Origin of the sequence: Streptomyces sp. NPDC097640 (assembly GCF_040302705.1) — a bacterium.
Classification (GTDB): Bacteria; Actinomycetota; Actinomycetes; order Streptomycetales; family Streptomycetaceae; genus Streptomyces.
Genome location: NZ_JBEOSB010000029.1, coordinates 129429 through 148840, shown reverse-complemented (window position 1 = coordinate 148840; position 19412 = coordinate 129429). Strand labels below are relative to the sequence as shown.

20 protein-coding genes are annotated in these 19412 nt (G+C 72.2%); 8 read left to right on the top strand and 12 right to left on the bottom strand.

The genetic code is table 11. From position 1 onward, the window contains the following. Positions 1 to 95: 95 nt before the first annotated feature. The 6 genes from pyrE to ABTY62_RS36510 all read right to left on the bottom strand — a co-directional run bounded on the left by pyrE (position 96) and on the right by ABTY62_RS36510 (position 5366). Positions 96 to 635, bottom strand: coding sequence for an orotate phosphoribosyltransferase (gene pyrE / locus ABTY62_RS36535; RefSeq protein ID WP_311729150.1), 540 nt, complete (start codon positions 633 to 635; stop codon positions 96 to 98). 34 nt (positions 636 to 669) lie between these two features. Further along, a complete protein-coding gene (locus tag ABTY62_RS36530; RefSeq protein ID WP_352133711.1) occupies positions 670 to 1482 on the bottom strand; it encodes an aldose epimerase family protein in 813 nt (270 codons plus the stop codon). 93 nt (positions 1483 to 1575) lie between these two features. Beyond that, entirely contained in the window at positions 1576 to 2391 is an 816-nt protein-coding gene (locus tag ABTY62_RS36525) for an SRPBCC domain-containing protein (RefSeq protein ID WP_352133710.1), read from the bottom strand. 88 nt (positions 2392 to 2479) lie between these two features. Next, positions 2480 to 4120, bottom strand: a complete 1641-nt coding sequence (locus ABTY62_RS36520; protein WP_352133709.1) for a polyamine aminopropyltransferase — start codon at positions 4118 to 4120, stop codon at positions 2480 to 2482. 132 nt (positions 4121 to 4252) lie between these two features. Then, positions 4253 to 4771, bottom strand: a complete 519-nt coding sequence (locus tag ABTY62_RS36515) for a DUF2617 family protein (RefSeq protein WP_352133708.1) — start codon at positions 4769 to 4771, stop codon at positions 4253 to 4255. 295 nt (positions 4772 to 5066) lie between these two features. Further along, on the bottom strand, positions 5067 to 5366 hold the full coding sequence (locus ABTY62_RS36510; RefSeq protein WP_352133707.1) for a hypothetical protein: 300 nt from the start codon (positions 5364 to 5366) through the stop codon (positions 5067 to 5069). 177 nt (positions 5367 to 5543) lie between these two features. Between ABTY62_RS36510 and ABTY62_RS36505 the strand changes: the two genes are divergently transcribed. Together ABTY62_RS36505 and ABTY62_RS36500 are read left to right on the top strand one after the other, a co-directional pair. Further along, complete coding sequence (locus tag ABTY62_RS36505) at positions 5544 to 6734, top strand: pyridoxal phosphate-dependent aminotransferase (protein WP_352133706.1); 1191 nt, start codon at positions 5544 to 5546, stop codon at positions 6732 to 6734. Between the two features lie 133 nt (positions 6735 to 6867). Next, positions 6868 to 8103 (top strand): putative hexosyltransferase, encoded by a 1236-nt coding sequence (locus tag ABTY62_RS36500; protein WP_352133705.1) that lies wholly within the window; start codon positions 6868 to 6870, stop codon positions 8101 to 8103. A 45-nt stretch (positions 8104 to 8148) separates the two neighbouring features. Here the strand turns inward: ABTY62_RS36500 and ABTY62_RS36495 are convergent, their stop codons facing one another. Further along, positions 8149 to 8685 (bottom strand): YbjN domain-containing protein, encoded by a 537-nt coding sequence (locus ABTY62_RS36495; RefSeq protein WP_311729158.1) that lies wholly within the window; start codon positions 8683 to 8685, stop codon positions 8149 to 8151. Positions 8686 to 8853: 168 nt separating this feature from the next. Continuing rightward, positions 8854 to 11445 carry an ATP-dependent chaperone ClpB gene (gene clpB, locus ABTY62_RS36490; RefSeq protein ID WP_352133704.1) on the bottom strand — a complete coding sequence of 864 codons (2592 nt, stop codon included), beginning with the start codon at positions 11443 to 11445 and terminating at the stop codon, positions 8854 to 8856. A gap of 132 nt (positions 11446 to 11577) precedes the next feature. Here clpB and ABTY62_RS36485 point away from each other — a divergent pair, with 132 nt between their 5' ends. Further along, entirely contained in the window at positions 11578 to 11982 is a 405-nt protein-coding gene (locus tag ABTY62_RS36485) for a pyridoxamine 5'-phosphate oxidase family protein (RefSeq protein ID WP_352133703.1), read from the top strand. A gap of 55 nt (positions 11983 to 12037) precedes the next feature. Here ABTY62_RS36485 and ABTY62_RS36480 read toward each other — a convergent pair whose 3' ends face one another. Further along, complete coding sequence (locus ABTY62_RS36480) at positions 12038 to 12406, bottom strand: cupin domain-containing protein (protein WP_352133702.1); 369 nt, start codon at positions 12404 to 12406, stop codon at positions 12038 to 12040. Positions 12407 to 12480: 74 nt separating this feature from the next. Next, entirely contained in the window at positions 12481 to 14016 is a 1536-nt protein-coding gene (gene proP / locus ABTY62_RS36475) for a glycine betaine/L-proline transporter ProP (RefSeq protein ID WP_352133720.1), read from the bottom strand. A gap of 244 nt (positions 14017 to 14260) precedes the next feature. Between proP and ABTY62_RS36470 the strand changes: the two genes are divergently transcribed. Both ABTY62_RS36470 and ABTY62_RS36465 read left to right on the top strand, forming a co-directional pair. Continuing rightward, positions 14261 to 14617 (top strand): YciI family protein, encoded by a 357-nt coding sequence (locus tag ABTY62_RS36470; protein ID WP_311729162.1) that lies wholly within the window; start codon positions 14261 to 14263, stop codon positions 14615 to 14617. A 47-nt stretch (positions 14618 to 14664) separates the two neighbouring features. After that, positions 14665 to 15930 carry an RNA polymerase sigma factor gene (locus tag ABTY62_RS36465; RefSeq protein ID WP_352133701.1) on the top strand — a complete coding sequence of 422 codons (1266 nt, stop codon included), beginning with the start codon at positions 14665 to 14667 and terminating at the stop codon, positions 15928 to 15930. Positions 15931 to 15975: 45 nt separating this feature from the next. Here the strand turns inward: ABTY62_RS36465 and ABTY62_RS36460 are convergent, their stop codons facing one another. After that, complete coding sequence (locus ABTY62_RS36460) at positions 15976 to 16596, bottom strand: TetR/AcrR family transcriptional regulator (RefSeq protein ID WP_352133700.1); 621 nt, start codon at positions 16594 to 16596, stop codon at positions 15976 to 15978. Positions 16597 to 16700: 104 nt separating this feature from the next. Here ABTY62_RS36460 and ABTY62_RS36455 point away from each other — a divergent pair, with 104 nt between their 5' ends. After that, positions 16701 to 17507 (top strand): SDR family oxidoreductase, encoded by an 807-nt coding sequence (locus tag ABTY62_RS36455; RefSeq protein ID WP_352133699.1) that lies wholly within the window; start codon positions 16701 to 16703, stop codon positions 17505 to 17507. A 49-nt stretch (positions 17508 to 17556) separates the two neighbouring features. On the opposite strand, the gene ABTY62_RS36450 is transcribed toward ABTY62_RS36455, so the two are convergent. After that, entirely contained in the window at positions 17557 to 17679 is a 123-nt protein-coding gene (locus ABTY62_RS36450; protein ID WP_352133698.1) for a hypothetical protein, read from the bottom strand. Between the two features lie 269 nt (positions 17680 to 17948). Here ABTY62_RS36450 and ABTY62_RS36445 point away from each other — a divergent pair, with 269 nt between their 5' ends. Both ABTY62_RS36445 and ABTY62_RS36440 read left to right on the top strand, forming a co-directional pair. Further along, positions 17949 to 18467 carry a hypothetical protein gene (locus ABTY62_RS36445; protein WP_352133697.1) on the top strand — a complete coding sequence of 173 codons (519 nt, stop codon included), beginning with the start codon at positions 17949 to 17951 and terminating at the stop codon, positions 18465 to 18467. An 89-nt stretch (positions 18468 to 18556) separates the two neighbouring features. Continuing rightward, positions 18557 to 19402, top strand: a complete 846-nt coding sequence (locus tag ABTY62_RS36440; RefSeq protein WP_352133696.1) for a DUF4097 family beta strand repeat-containing protein — start codon at positions 18557 to 18559, stop codon at positions 19400 to 19402. Positions 19403 to 19412 lie beyond the last annotated feature (10 nt).

Below are 19412 nucleotides of genomic sequence, written 5' to 3'. Positions count from 1 at the left end.
CTTTTTTTGTTTGTCTCGGTGGGGGGGTGGTGGTTTCACGTGAAACCACCACCCCCCGTCATCAAGTGTCCAACGCGGCCGCCCGCAAGCGCGCCTCAGCCGAGGTCGAGGTCGGCCAGCGAGTAGGCGTGCAGATAGCGCAGCCCCGCCTCCGCGATCGCCGGCGCGGCCCCGCGCTCGACGATCGTCGCGACCGCCACGACCTCCGCGCCCGCCTCACGCGCCGCCTCGACGGCGGTGAGCGGCGAGCCGCCCGTGGTGGAGGTGTCCTCGACCACCAGCACCCGGCGGCCCTTGATGTCCGGGCCCTCGATCCGGCGCTGCATGCCATGGGTCTTCTGGGCCTTGCGCACGACGAAGGCGTCGAGCCTGCGGCCCCGCGCGGCGGCGACATGGAGCATGGACGCGGCCACCGGGTCGGCGCCGAGCGTGAGCCCGCCCACCGCGTCGAAGTCCAGGTCGGCCGTGGCGTCGAGCATGACCTGGCCGACCAGCGGCGCCGCCTCGGAGTCCAGGGTGATCCGGCGCAGGTCGATGTAGTAGTCGGCCTCCAGCCCGGAGGAGAGGGTCACCTTGCCGTGGACCACGGCCTTGTCCTTGATCTGCTGTAGCAGGGCGTCACGCGCATCGCTCATGGCCACGAGCCTAGACCGCTGTCCCGCCGGCGCCTCACCCGAGCCGTCGCCAGCTCCAGGTCATGGCGATCTCCAGCGGGTCGATGGGGGTGACCAGGCGCGGGAGGGTGTTCAGCCCGTTGGGCGGGCCGGACTGCGGCTCCACGCAGACGGCCTCCGCCTGCTCGTCGTAGACGACGACCCACTCGGTGCGGCTGGCGACCTTGAGCTCCAGCCGGCCGGGCCAGGTGAGCGTGACGTCCACGCCCTGCGACATGCCGAAGCAGTCGTCCCAGGGGCCGGGGCGGGGGTCGATCCGGCGGCCGGTGGGCAGGTGGTTCTCGCCGCGCTCCTCCTGCCAGTCGGGCTGGAAGGAGATCTCCGCGGCAGCACCATCCCCGAGGTCGCGCAGGAACCACGGGTGCCAGCCCGCCTGCGCAGGGAAGGACTCGTCCTCGGTCTCCACGCTCATCGTGGTCGTCAGGGAGTCCGGGGTCAGCTGGAAGGTCTGGGTGACCCGCCCGCGGTACGGCCACGGGTCGGCGAGGTCGTAGGTGAAGGCCGCGGTGGCGGAGTCGGCGCTCACCGTGCGCCAGGCGGTGTCCCGCCCCGTGCCGTGGATCGCGTGCGGCGGCGCGTTCACGGGCAGTTGATGGCTCCGGCCGCCGTTACGGAACTGTCCGTGTTCGACCCGGCCGCACCAGGGCACCATCGGGAACGACCCGAACTTCGGGCCCTGCCGCAGCAGCTCCGTACCGCCGATGCGCAATGAGCCGACGCGGCAGCCGCTGTCGGGCGCGACGATCAGCTCGACGTCCCCGGCGCTCAGCCGTACGCCGCGGGTATCCGTTCTCTCTTCGGTGGTCACGCCCCCGACTTTATGCGCCCGCGCACGCCTCGCTCACCTTCCGCGGCGATCACCTTCCGCGGCGCTTGCCTCGGCGCTCACTTTCCGCGGCGCTCACTTTCTGCGGCGCAGCACCCGGCTGACCACGACGGCGGAGGCGATCACCACCGCGGCGGCGGGCGCGGCCCAGCGCAGTGCGATACCGGAGGACACGGTATCGGGCGCGGGCACCGGGGCGTAGCGGCCGCGCGGCGGGGCGTGGTCGACCTCCTCCGTGGAGCGGCCGATCATCGTGCGGCGGGCGTGTGCGGCCTCGGCAGGGGGCTCGTCGCCGAGGTCGCCCAGCTCGTCGAGGTCGCTGAGGTCGCCGACCTCGGCCACGTCCTCGATGTCTTCGATGTCCTCGACATCGGCGATGTCGTCGACGTCATCGATGTCGTCGAGATCCCCGACATCATCGACGGCCACCTCCTCGACGTCGTCGAGCGTGACGACCGGGTCGCTCTCCAGGCCCGCGGCCAGCGCCGCGCCGAAGCGGTCCAGCATCCGGCGGCCCACCGTGGCGGCCGCCTCCTCGTCGAACTCCGCGAGCCGCCCCTCGCTGCGCACGGCCCCGGAGCAGATCAGCACGGTCCCTCCGGCCACGGCCTTCAGGCCCACGGTCAGTGCGAGCTTCACCGAGCCGCCGCCGCGCGCCTCCGTCCCCTCGCCCTGCGCCTCGAAGTCACCGCCGCGCGCCGCGATCCGCAGCGAGCCGCGGTAGGTGATGGTCGAGCCGCCGATCCGCAGTCGGAGCCGCCCGGCGAGCGGGCCGGCCGTTTCGTCGGCGTCCTGCTGGAGCCCGGGAACGCAGCGGGCGACTCGGTCGGACTCCGTGAGCGCCAGCCGGACGGTGTCGACGGGAAACGGAACGAACACCTCATGCTCCATAGCTCAAGACACTACCCATCGCGCCTCCCGTGAGACCCGTTCCCGCGCGACTTTCACCGCGCACCCGCGTGAATTCCGGGCGGCGGGGTCACGGCGCGTACCGCGGGTGCGTCAGCGTCGAGGCGGGCAGCCCCGGCTGCCGCTGCCGGGCCGCCTCCCGTACACCCGCGCGCAGCGCGTCCGGCGTCAGGGTCCGCGGGCGCGGACCGCGATCGGGCAGGGCCGGCCGGACCGGGGCGCGCCCGGCCAGCACAAAGCCCCAGTCGCCGCCCGGCGGCCGCCCGCCGACCGTGTACGGCGCGGTCCGCAGGCCGACGGAGCGCACCGTCGCCTCGACCGTCCAGTAGGCCCTCGGGTCGGCGCTGAGCGTTCCCGCGTGCACCGCGAGCCGCCCGCCGGGCGTCAGCACGCGCTCGGCCAGCCCGTAGAACTCCTGGGAGTAGAGCTTGGTGCTGGGGGTGACGCCGGGGTCGGGCAGATCGCAGATCACCACGTCGTACGCTCCTGACACACCAGGCGAGCCGGACGAGCCAGGCGAGCCGGGGCCGTCGGCCGAGCCGTAGGGACCTCCCGCCCCGCGCAGCCAGCCGAACGCGTCGGCGGTCACCACCCGCACCCGCGGATCGCGGTAGGCGTGCGCGTTCAGGGAGGTCAGCCCCGGGTCGGTGCGGGCCAGGCGCACCACCTCCGGATCGAGTTCGACCACGGTGACCGAGCGGACCCCGCCGTACCGCAGCACCTCGCGCGCCGCGAGCCCGTCGCCGCCGCCGAGCACCAACACACGCCGGTGCGGCCCGGCCATCGCCGGGTGGACCAGCCCCTCGTGGTAGCGGAGCTCGTCGCGCCCGCTGACCCGCAGCCGGCCGTCGAGGAAGAGGGACAGCGGCCGCCCGTCCGCCCCGCCGCCGGTCAGCACGATCTCCTGGACGCCGGTCCGCACCGCGACCCGTATGTCCGGCCCGTACACGGCCCGCCGGGTGGCCCGCTCGAAGGCGGGGGTGAGCGCCGCGGCGGCGGCCAGCAGGGCGAGCACCACCACATTGGCCACGATCAGCGTCCACCGCGCCCGCGCGCTCAGATCGCGGCGGAACAGCCACAGCACCAGCGCCCCGCCCGCGACCGCGTTGACCGCGCCGGTCAGCAGCGCGCCGGTGAGCTGGCCGAGCGCGGGCAGCAGCAGAAAGGGGAACGCCAGCCCGCCGACCAGCGCGCCCACGTAGTCCGCCGCGAACAGGTCGGCCACCGCGCCGCCCGCGTCCTGCCGCCGCACCCGCTGGATGAGGGTCATCAGCAGCGGCACCTCGGCGCCGATCAGCACCCCGATCGCCAGCGAGAAGCCGACGAGCGCGGCGCGCGACTGCCCGGACCAGACGAAGCACGCGTACAGCGCCATCGCCGAGCAGCCGCCCACCAGCGCGAGCACCGACTCGATCGCGCCGAAGCCGACGGCGGCGCGGCAGCGCAGCCGCTTGGCCAGCAGCGAGCCGAGGCCCATGGCGAAGACCATGACGGACAGCACGACGGACGCCTGGGTGACCGAATCGCCCATCAGATAGGAGGCGAGGGCGACCAGTTCGAGCTCGTAGACCAGCCCGCAGGCGGCGCAGACGAAGACGGTGCCGAGCACGAGGAAGCGGCCGAGCCCGGGCGGCACGGGCAGCCGCGCCGGGCGCTCGGGCTCGGGGAGGGGTGGCGCGCTCGGGGTGGCGGGCACCGACGAATCGATCACGAAGGGCACGCTACGTCACACACCACTCACGCTTTGTCACCCACACGGAGGCAATGGCCGCCGCTCATCCGTGCCTAAAGCCCCTCTTTTCAGGGCGAGGCTCAGGGCGAGGCCCGGTTCGAGGGTCGGGCGTCAGAGCGCCGCCGCCACCCGCACCCCCATGCACGTACGCGTCGCCACCAGCCGCCCCTCCTGCGGATAGGCGTGCCAGGTCCGCCAGCCCACCTTCCCGTCCCGCCACTGCGCGACCATCGCCGTGAACGCGTGCGGGCTGCCGGGAAAGGTGCCGGCCAGCCCGTGGGGATGGTCCGCGACCAGCGCGAGCAGCTCCTGCGCGCGCCCCGCGAACGCGTCGCGCGACAACTCCTCGACGCGCGCCGCGAATTCGTACTCACGGCCGTCGACCAGCGTGGAGACGCCCATCGGGAGCGGGGTGCTGTTGCCCGACATACAGGCCACGGTCTCCGAGCAGGAGCCCCCCTCGCCCTCCAGGAGAACTTGGTGGGAGGCGCCGAGCAGCCTCAACTGCACGGAGAACTCACGCAGCCGCAGATCGAGCACGGCCAGGGCCGGCAGCGGTTCCCGCCCCAGGCTCCAGGCGAGGTCGTCGGCGCGGGTGTCGGTATAGGCAGTTTTGAGGGTCGTGAGCATGGGTCGGCTCCGCAGACAGCGCAGGGGGAAGAGATCGGCCGGCCCGCCCCGCCGTGAGCCGGGCGCGTTCGGATGCGCCGAAGCGTGCCCACGCGGGGTCCGTGGGGTCGGTGGTACACGGAATCATGGAATGAGCGGGCAGCACATCGTTTTTACCCATCTTCGCCAGGTTTCCACCCCTGCGGGCGCCTATCAGTTCATGTGTTCAATAGGCACTGGCGCCCAACATATGTGCGCCCGGCGTGCGTTGGCACGCCGGGCGCACAGGCGGATGGAGAAGCTGACCCCCCGTGAGTCAGCTGCTCCCTCCGCAGCCACCACCGCCGCCGCTCGACGAGCCGCCCCCACACGACGACCCGCTGCCTGCGCACGAGTGGTGATGTCCTCCGCTGTGTCCCCCGTGTCCCCCGTGTCCCCCGTGTCCGTGTCCGTGTCCCCCGCCCCCGTCACTCCCGGCCCACCAGCTGCTGTCGTCGGCCCCGCCGCCGTACGCCGAGCTGCCCCAGGCCCGGGCCCGCCGGGTCCGCGCGGTGCCGAGCGCGGCCAGCACCGCGACGGCGAACGCCACCACGATCAGGACGACCATGAAGGTCATCGGACCTCACTCCCTTCCATTCCCCCGTGTCCCCCGTGTCCGGTCCGGTGTCCGGTATCCCCCGTACTCTCCCCCGTACTCCCCGTATCAGGTCACCGGTCCCTACCTGTCATGAACGATGCCCGGCCAGCCGGAGTGTCAAAGCGGAGTTGAGGAACTCCAGAGGTTAGGCGCAGGATGGCCCCCATGGGACGACCGCTGCTCAATCGCCGCCTGGCCGAATTCCGCACCACGATCTTCGCCGAGATGTCGGCGCTGGCCGTGCGCACCGGCTCGATCAACCTCGGCCAGGGCTTCCCCGACAGCGACGGCCCCGAAGAGGTACGGGAGGCCGCGGTCCGCGCGCTGCGCGACGGCCACGGCAACCAGTACCCGCCCGGGCCGGGCGTCCCCGAGCTGCGCACCGCCATCACCGAGCACCAACAGCGGTGGTACGGGCTGTCCTACGACCCGGACAGCGAGGTGCTGGTCACCGCGGGCGCCACCGAGGCGATCGCCGCCACGCTGCTCGCGCTGGTGGAGCCGGGCGACGAGGTGATCGCCCTCGAGCCGTACTACGACTCGTACGCCGCCTGCATCGCGATGGCCGGTGGCACCCGCGTCCCGGTCACGCTCCGCCCGGACGTCACCGGGCCCCTCCCCGCCTTCCGGCTCGACCTGGACGAGCTGCGCGCCGCGGTCACCGACCGCACCCGGCTCATCCTCCTCAACACCCCGCACAACCCCACCGGCACCGTGCTCAGCCGCGCCGAGCTCGCCGCGGTCGCCGAGCTCGCGGTCGAGCGCGATCTGCTGGTGGTGACGGACGAGGTCTACGAGCACCTGGTCTTCGGCACCGAGCACACCCCGCTCGCCTCCTTCCCCGGCATGCGCGAGCGCACCGTCACCATCAGCTCGGCGGGCAAGACCTTCTCCTTCACGGGGTGGAAGGTCGGCTGGATCACCGGCTCGCCGGAGCTGGTCGCGGCGGTCCGCTCCGCCAAGCAGTTCCTCACCTACGTCTCCTCCGGCCCCTTCCAGTACGCGGTCGCCGAGGCCCTGCGGCTGCCGGACAGCTACTTCCACGGCATCCGCGAGGACCTGCTGGCCAAGCGCGATCTGCTGGCCGGCGGCCTCGCCGACGCGGGCTTCAGGGTCTTCCGCCCCTCGGGCACGTACTTCATCACCACCGACATCCGCCCCCTCGGCGAGACCGACGGCTTCGCCTTCTGCCGCGCCCTCCCCGAGCGCTGCGGCGTCGTCGCCATCCCGAACGCCGTCTTCTACGACCACCAGGACCAGGGCGCCCCCTTCGTCCGCTTCGCCTTCTGCAAGCGCGACAGCGTCCTGGAAGAGGCCGCGACCCGCCTCAAAACCCTCGCGGCCTGAAGCCACGCCCCCCGTACGGGTCACCCCGGTCGCGGCGGGGCGCGGGAGGGCGCATGGTCAGTGTGTGCCGAGCCCCGCCGCATTCCCGGGGCTCGGCACGCGACCGCCGTGTGTACCCCTCCGGAGGTGCCCCGTGTCAGCCGACACCAGCGCGCCCATACGGGCCCCGGAGCCGCCCGCACAACCCCCTGAGCAGCGACGCACCGCGCACCGGCTGCGCGCGTCGCTGCGCCGGGCCGGGCCCGCGCTCGGGCTGTACGCCGCGAGCCGGCTGGCCGGGCTGGTGTGCACGGTGGTCTGGGCCGGGTGGGTCGGCAAGCACCCGCGGACGCTGCTCGGCTACTCGTGGGACAGCGTCTGGTACGTGGACATCGTCCGGCACGGCTACAACAGCGCCCTGCCGCCGGACCCCGCCAAGCACGGCGTCACCTTCAGCGACATGGCCTTCTTCCCGCTGTTCCCGATGCTCATGCGGACCCTCACCACCGTGCTGCCCATCACGGCGGTGACCGCCGGGCTGCTGGTCGCCTGGGTGGCGTCGGGCGCGGCGGCCTGGGGGATCTATGCCATCGGGGAGCGGCTGCACGGGCGGCGCGTGGCCACGGTGCTGGTGGTGCTGTGGGGGCTGCTGCCGCACGCGATCGTGCAGTCCATGGCGTACACCGAGCCGCTGCTGACCGCGCTGGCCGCCTGGTCGCTGTACGCGGTGCTGACCCGGCGCTGGGTGTGGGCGGGGTCGCTGGCCCTGCTGGCCGGGGCCTCCCGGCCGAACGGCATCGCCGTCGCGGCGGCGGTCTGCTGCTGCGCCGCCGCCGAGCTGTGGCAAAGCCGGGGCCGGGACCGAGGCCGGGACCGAGGCCGGGGCGCACAGGGGTCCTGGCGGGCGTGGGCGGGCGCGGCGCTCTCGCCGCTGGGCTGGCTCGGTTATCTGGCCTGGGTGGGCTACCGGCGCGGCAGCTGGCGCGGCTACTTCGCCGTCCAGGACGAGTGGGGGTCCCGGTTCGACTTCGGCGCGAACGCCCTCCGGTTCATCCGGTACCTGCTCATCGGCAAGGCGTCGTTCGCGTACTTCGTGGCGCTGGTGATCCTGAGCGTGTCACTGCTGCTGCTCGCGCTGCTCGCGGTGGACCGGCCGCCGCTCTCGCTGCTGGTCTACACGCTGGTGCTGGTCGCCATCACCCTCGGGGGCAGCAACTACTTCGCCTCCAAGCCGCGCTTTCTGCTGCCCGCCTTCCCGCTGCTGCTGCCGGTGGCGCTGGCCATGGCGAGAGCCCGGCCGCGCGCCGCCGTGCTGACCGGTGGCGCGCTGGCCGGGCTCTCCCTCGTCTATGGGACGTATCTGCTGACCGTGGCCCACGCCCCCCTGTGAGCACACGAGTGCCCACCCCCGGGCGGGGCCGTGGGGCGGCGGCCGTCAGGCCTCGTCGTCGCCCGGCTTCTCGTCGCCGTCGGACTCGATGTCGGCCTCCAGGCCCAGCTGCTCGACCAGCCACTTGTCGAACTCGATCGAGGCCCGCACCCAGCTGACCGTGCTGGACACGAAGTGCTCCAGGCTGACGCCGGTGCCGATCAGCATCTGCGCCTCGCCGATCAACCGGACCGTGCCGTCGTCGTTGGTGTGGCTGTAGACCTTCGGCCACAGCGTGCGGCGGTTCCAGTCGTCGATCGCCTCGAGCAGCCGCGGCTTCTCGTCGATCTCGTGCGGCCGGTCGTAGAACGTCCGGACCGAGAAGACCTGCTGCTCCTCCTCACCACGGAACATGAAGTAGGTGCGGAACTGCTCCCACGGCGCGGCGAGGTCCCCCTCCTCGTCGACGACGTACTTCAGCTCCATCTGCTCCAGCAGCTGCTTGACCAGGTCCTGGTCGGGCAGCACGGGGCCCGTCGGACCCGTCGGTTGCGGCTCGGGCTGGCCCCCGAAATTCGGAATCGAGGACGGGTCGATGCTCACCGTGGATTTCCCTTCGTCTGGATACCGCCATCCTCCCTCACACCCGCCCCCACCGTGCAAGCCCGGACGTACTGGTTACGGCATCCGTTCATCGAAAAGCCCCGGCGGGGGCCCGTGGCGCCGGTGCCACGGGCCCCCGCCGGGCCGCTTTCAGGCTGTCCGACGCGCCTACTGGGCCGGGCCGACCAGCAGGTCGTCGCCGACCCGGTCCACCCGGACCGTGTCGCCGTCCCGGACCTCGCCCGCCAGGATCTCCTTGGCCAGCCGGTCGCCGATCGCCGTCTGGACCAGGCGGCGCAGCGGCCGCGCCCCGTACGCCGGGTCGTTGCCCTCCTCCGCGAGCCAGGCCAGCGCGGCCGGGGTGACGTCCAGCTTCAGCTGCCGCTCGGCCAGGCGCTCGGCGAGCCGGTCGATCTGGAGCTCGGCGATGCGGGCCAGCTCGCTCTGGCCGAGCGCGGTGAACACCACCAGGTCGTCCAGCCGGTTCAGGAACTCCGGCTTGAAGGAGACCCGCACGGTCTCCAGCACGCTCTGCTTCTTCTCCTCCTCGCTGAGCAGCGGGTCCACCAGGTACTGGCTGCCGAGGTTGGAGGTGAGGATCAGGATGGCGTTCCGGAAGTCCACCGTCCGCCCCTGGCCGTCGGTGAGCCGCCCGTCGTCCAGGACCTGGAGCAGCACGTCGAAGACCTCGGGGTGGGCCTTCTCGACCTCGTCCAGCAGCACCACGCTGTACGGGCGGCGGCGCACCGCCTCGGTCAGCTGGCCGCCCTCCTCGTAGCCGACGTAGCCGGGGGGCGCGCCGACCAGCCGGGCGACGCTGTGCTTCTCGCCGTACTCGCTCATGTCGATGCGGACCATGGCCCGCTCGTCGTCGAAGAGGAAGTCGGCGAGCGCCTTGGCCAGCTCGGTCTTGCCGACGCCGGTCGGGCCGAGGAAGAGGAACGACCCGGTCGGCCGGTCGGGGTCGGCGATCCCGGCCCGGGTGCGGCGCACCGCGTCGGACACGGCCCGTACGGCCTCGGTCTGGCCGATCAGCCGCCGGCCGAGCTCGTCCTCCATGCGCAGCAGTTTCTGGGTCTCGCCCTCCAGCAGCCGCCCGGCGGGGATCCCGGTCCAGGAGCCGACCACATCGGCCACGTCGTCCGGGCCGACCTCCTCCTTGACCATCGTGCCGCGGCCCCCCTGGACCTCGGCCTCGGCCGCGGAGGCCTCCTCCAGCTCGCGCTCGACCGCGGGGATCTCCCCGTACAGCAGCTTGGACGCGGAGTCGAAGTCCCCGTCCCGCTGGGCACGCTCGGCCTGTCCGCGCAGCTCGTCGAGGGTCTCCTTCAGCTCGCCGACCCGGTTGAGGCCCTGCTTCTCCTTCTCCCAGCGCGCGGTCAGCCCGCGCAGCTCCTCCTCCTTGTCGGCGAGGTCGCGGCGCAGCTTCTCCAGCCGCTGCCTGCTGGCCTCGTCGGTCTCCCGGGCGAGCGCCATCTCCTCCATCTTCATCCGGTCGACCGAGCGCTGGAGCTCGTCGATCTCGACGGGCGAGGAGTCGATCTCCATGCGCAGCCGGGAGGCGGCCTCGTCGACCAGGTCGATGGCCTTGTCGGGGAGGAAGCGGGAGGTGATGTAGCGGTCGGACAGGGTGGCGGCGGCGACCAGCGCGCCGTCGGCGATCTGCACCTTGTGGTGCGCCTCGTAGCGGCCCTTGAGCCCGCGCAGGATGGCGACGGTGTCCTCGACGGTCGGCTCGGCGACCAGCACCTGCTGGAAGCGGCGCTCCAGCGCGGCGTCCTTCTCGATCCGCTCGCGGTACTCGTCGAGGGTGGTGGCGCCGACCATGCGCAGCTCGCCGCGGGCGAGCATCGGCTTGAGCATGTTGCCCGCGTCCATCGCCGAGTCGCCGCCGGCGCCCGCGCCGACGACGGTGTGCAGCTCGTCGATGAAGGTGATGATCTGCCCGTCGCTGGACTTGATCTCGGCTAGGACGGTCTTCAGCCGCTCCTCGAACTCGCCGCGGTACTTGGCGCCCGCGACCATCGCGCCCAGGTCCAGCGCCACCAGCCGCTTGTTCCGCAGGCTCTCGGGCACATCGCCCTTCACGATCCGCTGGGCCAGGCCCTCGACGACGGCCGTCTTGCCGACGCCGGGCTCGCCGATCAGCACCGGGTTGTTCTTGGTGCGCCGCGACAGAACCTGGACGACACGGCGGATCTCCTGGTCCCGGCCGATGACCGGGTCGAGCTTGCCGTCGCGGGCGGCGGCCGTGAAGTCGGTGCCGAACTTCTCCAGGGCCTTGTACGTGCCCTCCGGGTCCGGGTTGGTCACCCGCTGCCCGCCCCTGGCCTTCTCGAACGCGGCGAGCAGCTTCTTGGCGGTCGCGCCCTGCTCGGCCAGCAGCTCGCCGGCCCGGCCGCCCTTGGCGGCGATGCCGATCAGCAGGTGTTCGGTGGAGACGTAGTCGTCGCCCAGGTCCTTGGCGCGCTGCCCGGCGTCCGCCAGCACCGCCAGCAGCTCCCGGTTGGGCTGCGGCGGGGCGACCGTCGACCCGCGCACGCTGGCCAGCCCGGCCAGCAGCCGCTCGGTGCCGTCGCGCACCGCGGCCGCGTCGGTGTCCACGGCGGCCAGCAGATCCATCAGGTTCTCGTTGTCCTGGCCCTGCACCAGGGCCAGGAGCAGATGCGCGGGCGTCAGGTCCGCGTGCCCCGCGGAGACGGCGCGGTCATTGGCGGCGCTCACCGCCGCCCGGCTCTTGTTGGTCAGCTCGGCGTCCACGTCCCCGTGCTCCTCCTCATCGTGCTGATGGCACTCAATCCCTGCCGTGCCCAACATCCGTAAAGTTGAGTCTATTCCACTCAAGTGTGGGCGGTCGAGAGAGGGAACGCCCTGGCCGATAGATTGGCCACCATGGCTCTCGACCCCCGCGACCCCGACCCCGCCTACCTCGCTTTCTGGAGTGAGCGCCATGTGTGCACCCTGACCACACCGCGCCCCGACGGCACGCCGCATGTGGTCCCCGTCGGTGTCACATACGACCCGGCGGCCGGAATCGCTCGGGTCATCGCCAACAAGCACAGCCGCAAGGTCGCCCACGTCCAGGCGGCCGGCCCCTCCGGCGCGCCCGTCGCCGTCTGCCAGTTCGCCGGGAAGCGGTGGGCGACGCTCGAGGGCCGGGCGGTGATCCGTACCGAGGCCGAGCTCATCGAGGACGCGGTGCGCCGCTACGCCGAGCGCTACGAGCGCACCCCCTCGCCCAACCCGGACCGGGTGCTGATCGAGATCACGCTCACCAGGGCGCTGGGCCGGGCCTGAGCACGCGAGACGCCGCCGGGTCTCGCCCGGCGACGCCCCTGTCCCCCATCGCCACTCAGCTCGAACCCTTGGCCTTCGCGTAGTCGGTGGCCATCTCGCCGGCGACGTCGTACAACACGGCCGGTTCGTCACCGACCACCCACGCTTCATGCCCCGCCGGGACGACATAGACATCGCCGGGTCCGATCTCGGACTCCGCCCCGTCGTCCATCCGGACGCGTATCCGCCCCTGGGTCATGATCCCTCGGTGCGGCACCTCGCAGGTGTCCGTCCCGACGATGGGCCGGACCGACTCCCTCCAGCGCCAGCCGGGCTCAAAGGTGGCGACGGCGAAATCCAGGCCGGTCAGATGCAGGGCCTCGATGTGACCCCGGGGAAAGTCGCGCCGCTCGTCGGGCTTATCGATCGTCTTGACTTCCAACATGGCGTTACCTCCTGTGCCGTACTTCCATCGTGCGCCTCGGAACCCCGCACCCGCACGCGTCGGACGGACCGAACTCACCGCCCCTCGTCCCCGTCCCGGTGGTGCTGCACCGCCGCCCACGGGTGCCGCAGTCTGATCCACACATCCCGCGCCCGCCGCCCCGCCCGGGCCCGGCTCAGGGCCACCAGCCTCCGGGCCTCGTCGACGGTCTCCACCATGGGCCCGGAGCCGCGCAGCGGCCTGCCCGCCGTCTCGTGCAGGAAGACCGTGGAGATCAGGCCGACGGCGCCCGCGGCCATCAGGTAGTACGCCGGCACCAGGGTGTCGCCGGTCGTGGCGACCAGCCAGGAGGCGACCAGCGGGGTGGTGCCGCCGAACAGCGACACCGAGATGTTGAACGCGATCGACAGGGCGCCGTAGCGCAGGCGGGTCGGAAACAGCGCGGGCAGCGTGGCCGCGCTGGTCCCCGCGAAGACCACCAGCAGCAGCCCCAGAATCACACAGCCCACGGCGGGCATCAGGATTCCGCCCGCCTGGATCAGCAGCACCGCCGGGAGCGCGAGCGCGATCATCGCCACGCTGCCGGCCATGAACATCGGCCGGCGCCCCCAGCGGTCGGAGGAGCGGCCCACGATGGTGATCGTCAGCGCGACGAGGATCATGGTGCCCAGCACCAGCACCTGGGCCGTGGTGGCGTCCTGGCCGAGGGTGGAGGTCATATACGTCGGCAGGTAGGACGTCACCATGTAGTTGGTGACGTTGTAGAGCAGCACCAGCCCCATGCAGATCAGCACGGCCTGCCAGTGCCGGGTGAAGATCTCCTTCAGCCTGCCCCTGCCGGACTGGCGCGCCTCCTCCACCGGATCCACGCCCGCGCGCCCGGCGCCGACCGCCTCGGCCGCCCGCCTCGCCTCCCGCTGGAACGCCGGGGTCTCCTCCAGCCGCAGCCGCATATACAGCCCGATCAGCCCCAGCGGCCCCGCGATCAGGAACGGCAGCCGCCAGCCCCAGTCCACCATCCCCCGGTCGCCGAGGACCGCGGTCAGCACCGTCACCACACCGGACCCCAGCGAATAGCCGACGAACGTCCCGAAGTCCAGCCAGCTCCCCAGGAAGCCCCGGCGCCGGTCCGGGGCGAACTCGGCGATATACGTGGTCGCCCCCGCGTACTCGCCCCCGGTCGAAAACCCCTGCACCACCCGGCACGCCAGCAACAGCAGCGGGGCCGCGATGCCGACGGACGCGTAACTGGGCAGCAGCCCCACCGCGAAGGTGCCGATCGCCATCATGATCATGGTGGTCGAGAGCACCCGCCGCCGCCCGATCCGGTCCCCCAGCGGCCCGAAGACCAGCCCGCCCAGCGGGCGCACGAGGAACGCGACCGCGAAGGTGGCGAAGGTCGACACCACCTGCGTCGCCGGTGAGCTGGACGGGAAGAAGACCTTGCCGAGGGTGACCGCGACATACGCGTAGACGCCGAAGTCGAACCACTCCATGGTGTTGCCGACCGCCGTGGCGGCGACCGCCCGGCGCAGCCGCGGCCGGTCCACGACCGTGACATCCGAGAGGGACAGCGGCTCCTTGCGGCGGCGCAGCAGCGTCCGCAGCATCCGATCGGTGCGCTCGCTCCCGGCGCCCCGCCCCGCCCTGCGGGTGCGGCGCACGGGATGACGGGGTGGTGTGCGACCAGTACTCATCCACTTCCCTGCCGACCTCCCTCCCATCGTGCGCCTGAGCGCACGTGGCCGCACGGGGCGGAAAACTCTCCGAAGATTTTTTGCCGGAGCTGTCGATCCGGCCGTCTCCCGTTCGACGCAAGGGTGAAAGCAGGAAACAAAGAACCAAGGAGTCACCATGCCGCGCTTCATGACCCTGATCCGCGTCGACGAGAAGAACGCCCCCGCCGAGGGCCCCAGCCCCGAGCTCATGGAGCGCATGGGCGCGCTGCTGGAGGAGATCACCAAGGCCGGGGTGATGCTGGACACGGCCGGGCTCACCCCGACCTCCGAGGGCACCCGGGTGACCTGGTCCGGCGGCAAGCTCAGCTACACCGACGGGCCTTTCACCGAGAGCAAGGAGGTCATCGGCGGCTACTCGATCGTCCAGGCCAAGGACAAGGCCGAGGCGCTGGAGTGGACCAAGCGGTTCCTCCAGACCCACGAGGACTACTGGACCATCACCGCCGAGGTCCGCGAGATCGCCGAGGGCTGACCGGCCGAGCTTGCCCCGATCTGGCGCGGCTGCTCTGATGGGTGGACGTGACGGGAGCAAGCTCTGAAGCGGACCAGGCGGACCAAGCGGTCCAGGCGATCGAGGCGGTCTTCAGAATCGAGTCCGCGCGGATCATCGCCGGCGTCACCCGCATCGTGCGGGACGTGGGGCTGGCCGAGGAGCTCGCGCAGGACGCTCTGGTCGCCGCGCTGGAGCAGTGGCCGGAGTCGGGCGTCCCGGACAAGCCGGGCGCCTGGCTCATGGCCACCGCCAAGCACCGCGCGATCGACCTCGTACGCCGCAAGGAGACCTACGCGCGCAAGCTGGCCGAGGTCGGCCGGACCCTCACGGACGCCTCCCCACCCGAGTACTCCGAGGACCCCGCCGAGGACATCGACGACGACCTGCTGCGGCTGATCTTCACCGCCTGCCACCCCGTGCTGCCGACCGGGGCCCGGGTCGCGCTCACCCTGCGGCTGCTGGGCGGGCTGACCACCCAGGAGATCGCCCGCGCCTTCCTCGCCCCCGAGCCGACGGTCGCCCAGCGCATCGTCCGCGCCAAACGCACGCTCGCCAAGGCCGACGTCCCCTTCGAGGTCCCGTACGGCGACGACCGGGCCGCCCGCCTCGCCTCCGTCCTCGAAGTCATCTACCTCGTCTTCAACGAGGGCTACGCCGCCACCGCCGGCGACGACCTGGTCCGCCCCGCCCTGTGCGAGGACGCCCTCCGCCTCGCCCGCGTCCTGGCCGGCCTGATGCCCAAGGAACCCGAGGTGCACGGCCTGGCCGCGCTCCTGGAGTTCCAGGCCTCCCGCATCCCGGCCCGCACCGGCCCCGACGGCGAGCCCGTCCTCCTCGCCGACCAGAACCGCGCCAAGTGGAACCGGCTCCTCATCCGCCGCGGCGTCGAGTCCCTCCACCGCGCCGGCCACGGCCCGTACTCCCTCCAGGCCGCCATCGCCGCCTGCCACGCGCAGGCGGTCCGCTACGAGGACACCGACTGGACCACGATCGCCACCCTGTACGGCCGGCTGATGACCCTGACCCCCTCCCCCGTCATCGAGCTCAACCGCGCCGTCGCCGTCGCCATGTCCCAGGGCCCCGCGGCCGCCCTCGACATCGTCGACGCCCTCACCGAGGACCCGGCCCTGAAGGACTACCACCTGCTCCCCAGCGTCCGCGGCGACCTCCTGGAACGCCTGGGCCGCCCGGCGGAAGCCCGCGCCGAGTTCGAGCGAGCGGCCACCCAGACCCACAACGCTCGCGAACGCCAACTCCTCCTGGAACGGGCCGCCCGCTGCGCGCCTCGGTGACATCGCCGTCGGCTCATCGCAGGGGGTGGGTTCGGCTGAGTTCCGTTACTCCGAAACCTCGCCGTGGCGGCGTCCAGCGGCGGTGGCGAGTGCGCGAGCGGCCTCGATCACCGTCTCGCGGCGGCGGGCAAGGGCGGCCTGGTCGGTCTCCTCGTCCAGGATCATGCGGCACATCCTGGGCACCGCGAAGTTCCAGGCGATCAGTCCCATGAAGGTGAACAGCAGGTCCTGCGCGGCGCGAACGCGTGTGGCCTCCGGAAGGTGGCGGGCCATGCCTCCGTCCACGAGCCGGCAAGCCTTCTCGCGGAAACCGTCACGGCGCTCCCGCTCGCTCTCATCGGGTTCGCCGGACGCCTCCAGCGCCTCCCACAGCAGCAGCCTGATCAGCTCCGGGTGTTCCTGGTACCAGTCGAAGAGCTGCCCGACCGACTCGCCCACCGCGTCGGGATCGACGGCGACGCAGACGTGGACCTCCTCGAGCTTCGCCCGCAGGATGGCGGCGAACAGCTTCTCCTTGCCCCCGTAGTACAGGTAGATGGCCTGCTTGTTGGCCCTGGCGACCGTCGCGATCCGGTCGACCCTGGCCCCCGCCAGGCCGTGCTCAGCGAACTCGGCGGCAGCGGCGTCGAAGATCCGCCGTCTGGTGTCCTCCGCGTCATAGGCCATGAGCGAATTAAACCATCCGGTTGACTGCCCTCCGCCCAGGCAGCAGTATCGACCCCAGCAATAAAACAACCAGATGGTTTATTCGACCGACGGAAGGCCCTTCCTTGAACACTCCGACTCCCATCCCCGTTCGCTCGCCCCTGCCGAGCGCCCTCTCCGGCACCACCGCCGTCCTCATCGGCGGAAGCTCGGGCATCGGGCTGGCCGCGGGCGTCCTGCTGCGTTCGGTCGGCGCCCGCGTCGTACTGATCGGCCGCGACCCCGACCGACTCGGGGCCGCCGTCGCCCGGGTGCGCAGCGCGAGCCCGGCCGAGGACCCCGCCGAGGACCCCGACGACGCCGTACTGGGCGTGACCGGCGACGGCGGCGACGAGCGGACCCTTGCCGAGGCCTTCGACAGGGCGGGCCACGTCGACCACGCACTCCTCACCGCGGGCGGCCTCAGCGGCGCCGGCCCCCTGACCGGGCTGTCGGCGGACGACATCCGCACCACCTTCAACTCCCGCCTCTGGCCGGCCTTCGCAGCCGCCCGCGCGGCAGCGACCCGGCTTCCCGCGGGAGGCTCGCTCACATTCAGCTCGGGGATCCTCGTGGTCCGCCCCATGCCCGGAATGACCGCCCCGCTGTCGGTCGGCGGTGCCGTGGAGACCCTCACCAAGGCCCTCGCCGTGGAGCTCGCCCCCGCACGGCTGCGTGTGAACACCGTCCGCTTCGGCCGGATCGACACCCCGCTCCTGCGCTCGCTGCCGGGGCTGGACTCCGACGACGCGATCGCCGCCGCCGGATCGACCGCACCCCTCGGCCGCTTCGGCACCGCCGAAGAAGCCGCGGCCTCGGCCCTCTTCCTCATGGCCAACAACTACGTCACCGGCCAGGTCATCACCGTCGACGGCGGCGAGACGCTCACCTGACCCCGAACGGGACGGCGACACGCCGACTCAGGTGACGGGCCCGTCGCCGTCAGGGGACGGCGACGGCCACGCGGCGGAACTCGACGGACTCGATGGCGACGCCGGGTGTCGTCCAGCCGACGGCGGGCGGGGTGACCGCGCGGGCCTGCCGCTCGTCCTCGAACACGGTCATCGACCGGGTCGGGACATCACATGGCGCCACATGACACCAGGTGGCACCGCTTGACGCCATCCGGAGCCAAGCGGTGCCAAGCAGCGCCAAGCGGCGCCAAGCGGCGCCATTCCAGGCCCCTCAAAGCACATGAGCGCGCATGGCGCCACCATGGCCCAGGCCTCCACCTGCCACGTTTCCGCAGTTCAAGGCAGCCTTCCTCGAATCCACCCCACGCCAGGCATCACCGGGCCTTGCATGTGGCGCCACAGTGATGCCATGATGACGTCATGGACCTCACCCCGTATGTCGACACCCTCCGCCGCGAACTCGCGGTGGCCGCCGAAGCCGGCGGGGAGGACGCCCGCGAGCTGGCCGAGCGGCTCACCGCCCCCCTGGAGTCGGCGACCCGGCTGACCATGCTCAACGTGCTCTCCGCCGCGGTGGACGAGATCACCCGCGAGCTCGCCCCCGGCTCGGTCGACGTACGGCTGCGCGGGCTGGACCCCGACTTCGTGGTGACACTGCCGCCCGCCGAAAGCAGCGTCCCCGCGGAGCCGACCGCGCCCGCCGAACCGCTCAGCCCCCCGGCCCCGGCCGACGGTGACGAGGGTGGCACCGCCCGCGTCAATCTGCGGCTGCCGGCCCACCTCAAGGCCCGCGCCGAGGAGGCCGCGAGCCGCGAGGGCCTGTCGGTCAACGCGTGGCTGGTGCGGGCCGTGTCGGCCGCGGTCGACGGCGGCACCCGGCCCCGTACGACGACGAAGACCCACAGCGTCGGACAGAGCTTCACGGGCTGGGTGCGCTAGCCGCGCCGCCCGCCCGCCCGCACCACTTCACTCACACACCACGTCCCACCAGCAGGGACGCCACCAAGACCCAAGAGGACGGGACAGCCATGCCTTCTTTCGACACTCCCGAAGCGATCTCCGTCACCGCCCACGTGGAGGCCGGCTCGATCCGCTTCACCGCGAGCGACCGCATCGACACCGTCGTCGAGGTGCAGCCCCGCGACCCGAAGAAGGACCGGGACGTGCGCGCCGCCGAGCAGGCCGAGGTCACGTACGCGAGCGGCACCCTGACCGTCAGGACCCCCAAGCACCGCAGTTCGCTTCGCCGCCCCGGCGTCGTCGATGTGACGGTCGAACTGCCCACGGGCTCACGCATCGACATGACCGGTGCCTGGGCCCAGGTGCTCGGCGAGGGCCGGCTCGGCGAGGCCCGGGTGAAGACCTCGGCCGGTGACGTCCGCCTCGACACCACCGGGCCACTGAAGCTGACCGCCTCCCACGGCTCGATCACCGTCGACCGGATCGAGGGCATGGCCGAGATCACCACCAGCACCGGCAGCGTGCGCGTCGGCTTCGTCGACGGCTCCGCCGTCCTGAAGAACTCGCACGGTTCCACGACCGTCGGGGCCGCGAGCGGCGACCTGCGGGTGAGCGGCGCCCACGGCGCCATCGACATCGCGCGCGCCGAGGGCTCGGTCGTCGCCACCACCGCCCACGGCACCCTGCGCGTCGCCGACGTGGCCCGTGGCACCGTCCAGTTGGAGACCTCCTTCGGCTCCATCGAGGTCGGCATCCGCGAGGGCACGGCCGCCTGGATCGACGCCAGCTCCGGCTCCGGGCAGGTGCGCAACACGCTCACCGCCTCCGAGAGCCCGGAGAAGGCCGAGGACACCGTCGAGGTCCGCGCCCGCACCCGGTACGGCAACATCGATGTCCTCCGCGCCAAGGCCTGAGCACCGGCCC

Bases quoted from the DNA above. Each gene is read 5' to 3' on its own strand.
- pyrE (WP_311729150.1), bottom strand. From the start codon at position 635: ATGAGCGATGCGCGTGACGCCCTGCTACAGCAGATCAAGGACAAGGCC.
- ABTY62_RS36525 (WP_352133710.1), bottom strand. From the start codon at position 2,391: ATGGAGCATGAGGTGTTCGTTCCGTTTCCCGTCGACACCGTCCGGCTG.
- ABTY62_RS36515 (WP_352133708.1), bottom strand. From the start codon at position 4,771: ATGCTCACGACCCTCAAAACTGCCTATACCGACACCCGCGCCGACGAC.
- ABTY62_RS36510 (WP_352133707.1), bottom strand. From the start codon at position 5,366: ATGACCTTCATGGTCGTCCTGATCGTGGTGGCGTTCGCCGTCGCGGTG.
- ABTY62_RS36505 (WP_352133706.1), top strand. From the start codon at position 5,544: ATGGCCCCCATGGGACGACCGCTGCTCAATCGCCGCCTGGCCGAATTC.
- ABTY62_RS36485 (WP_352133703.1), top strand. From the start codon at position 11,578: ATGGCTCTCGACCCCCGCGACCCCGACCCCGCCTACCTCGCTTTCTGG.
- ABTY62_RS36480 (WP_352133702.1), bottom strand. From the start codon at position 12,406: ATGTTGGAAGTCAAGACGATCGATAAGCCCGACGAGCGGCGCGACTTT.
- proP (WP_352133720.1), bottom strand. From the start codon at position 14,016: ATGCTGCGGACGCTGCTGCGCCGCCGCAAGGAGCCGCTGTCCCTCTCG.
- ABTY62_RS36470 (WP_311729162.1), top strand. From the start codon at position 14,261: ATGCCGCGCTTCATGACCCTGATCCGCGTCGACGAGAAGAACGCCCCC.
- ABTY62_RS36460 (WP_352133700.1), bottom strand. From the start codon at position 16,596: ATGGCCTATGACGCGGAGGACACCAGACGGCGGATCTTCGACGCCGCT.
- ABTY62_RS36450 (WP_352133698.1), bottom strand. From the start codon at position 17,679: ATGACCGTGTTCGAGGACGAGCGGCAGGCCCGCGCGGTCACCCCGCCC.
- ABTY62_RS36445 (WP_352133697.1), top strand. From the start codon at position 17,949: ATGGACCTCACCCCGTATGTCGACACCCTCCGCCGCGAACTCGCGGTG.
- ABTY62_RS36440 (WP_352133696.1), top strand. From the start codon at position 18,557: ATGCCTTCTTTCGACACTCCCGAAGCGATCTCCGTCACCGCCCACGTG.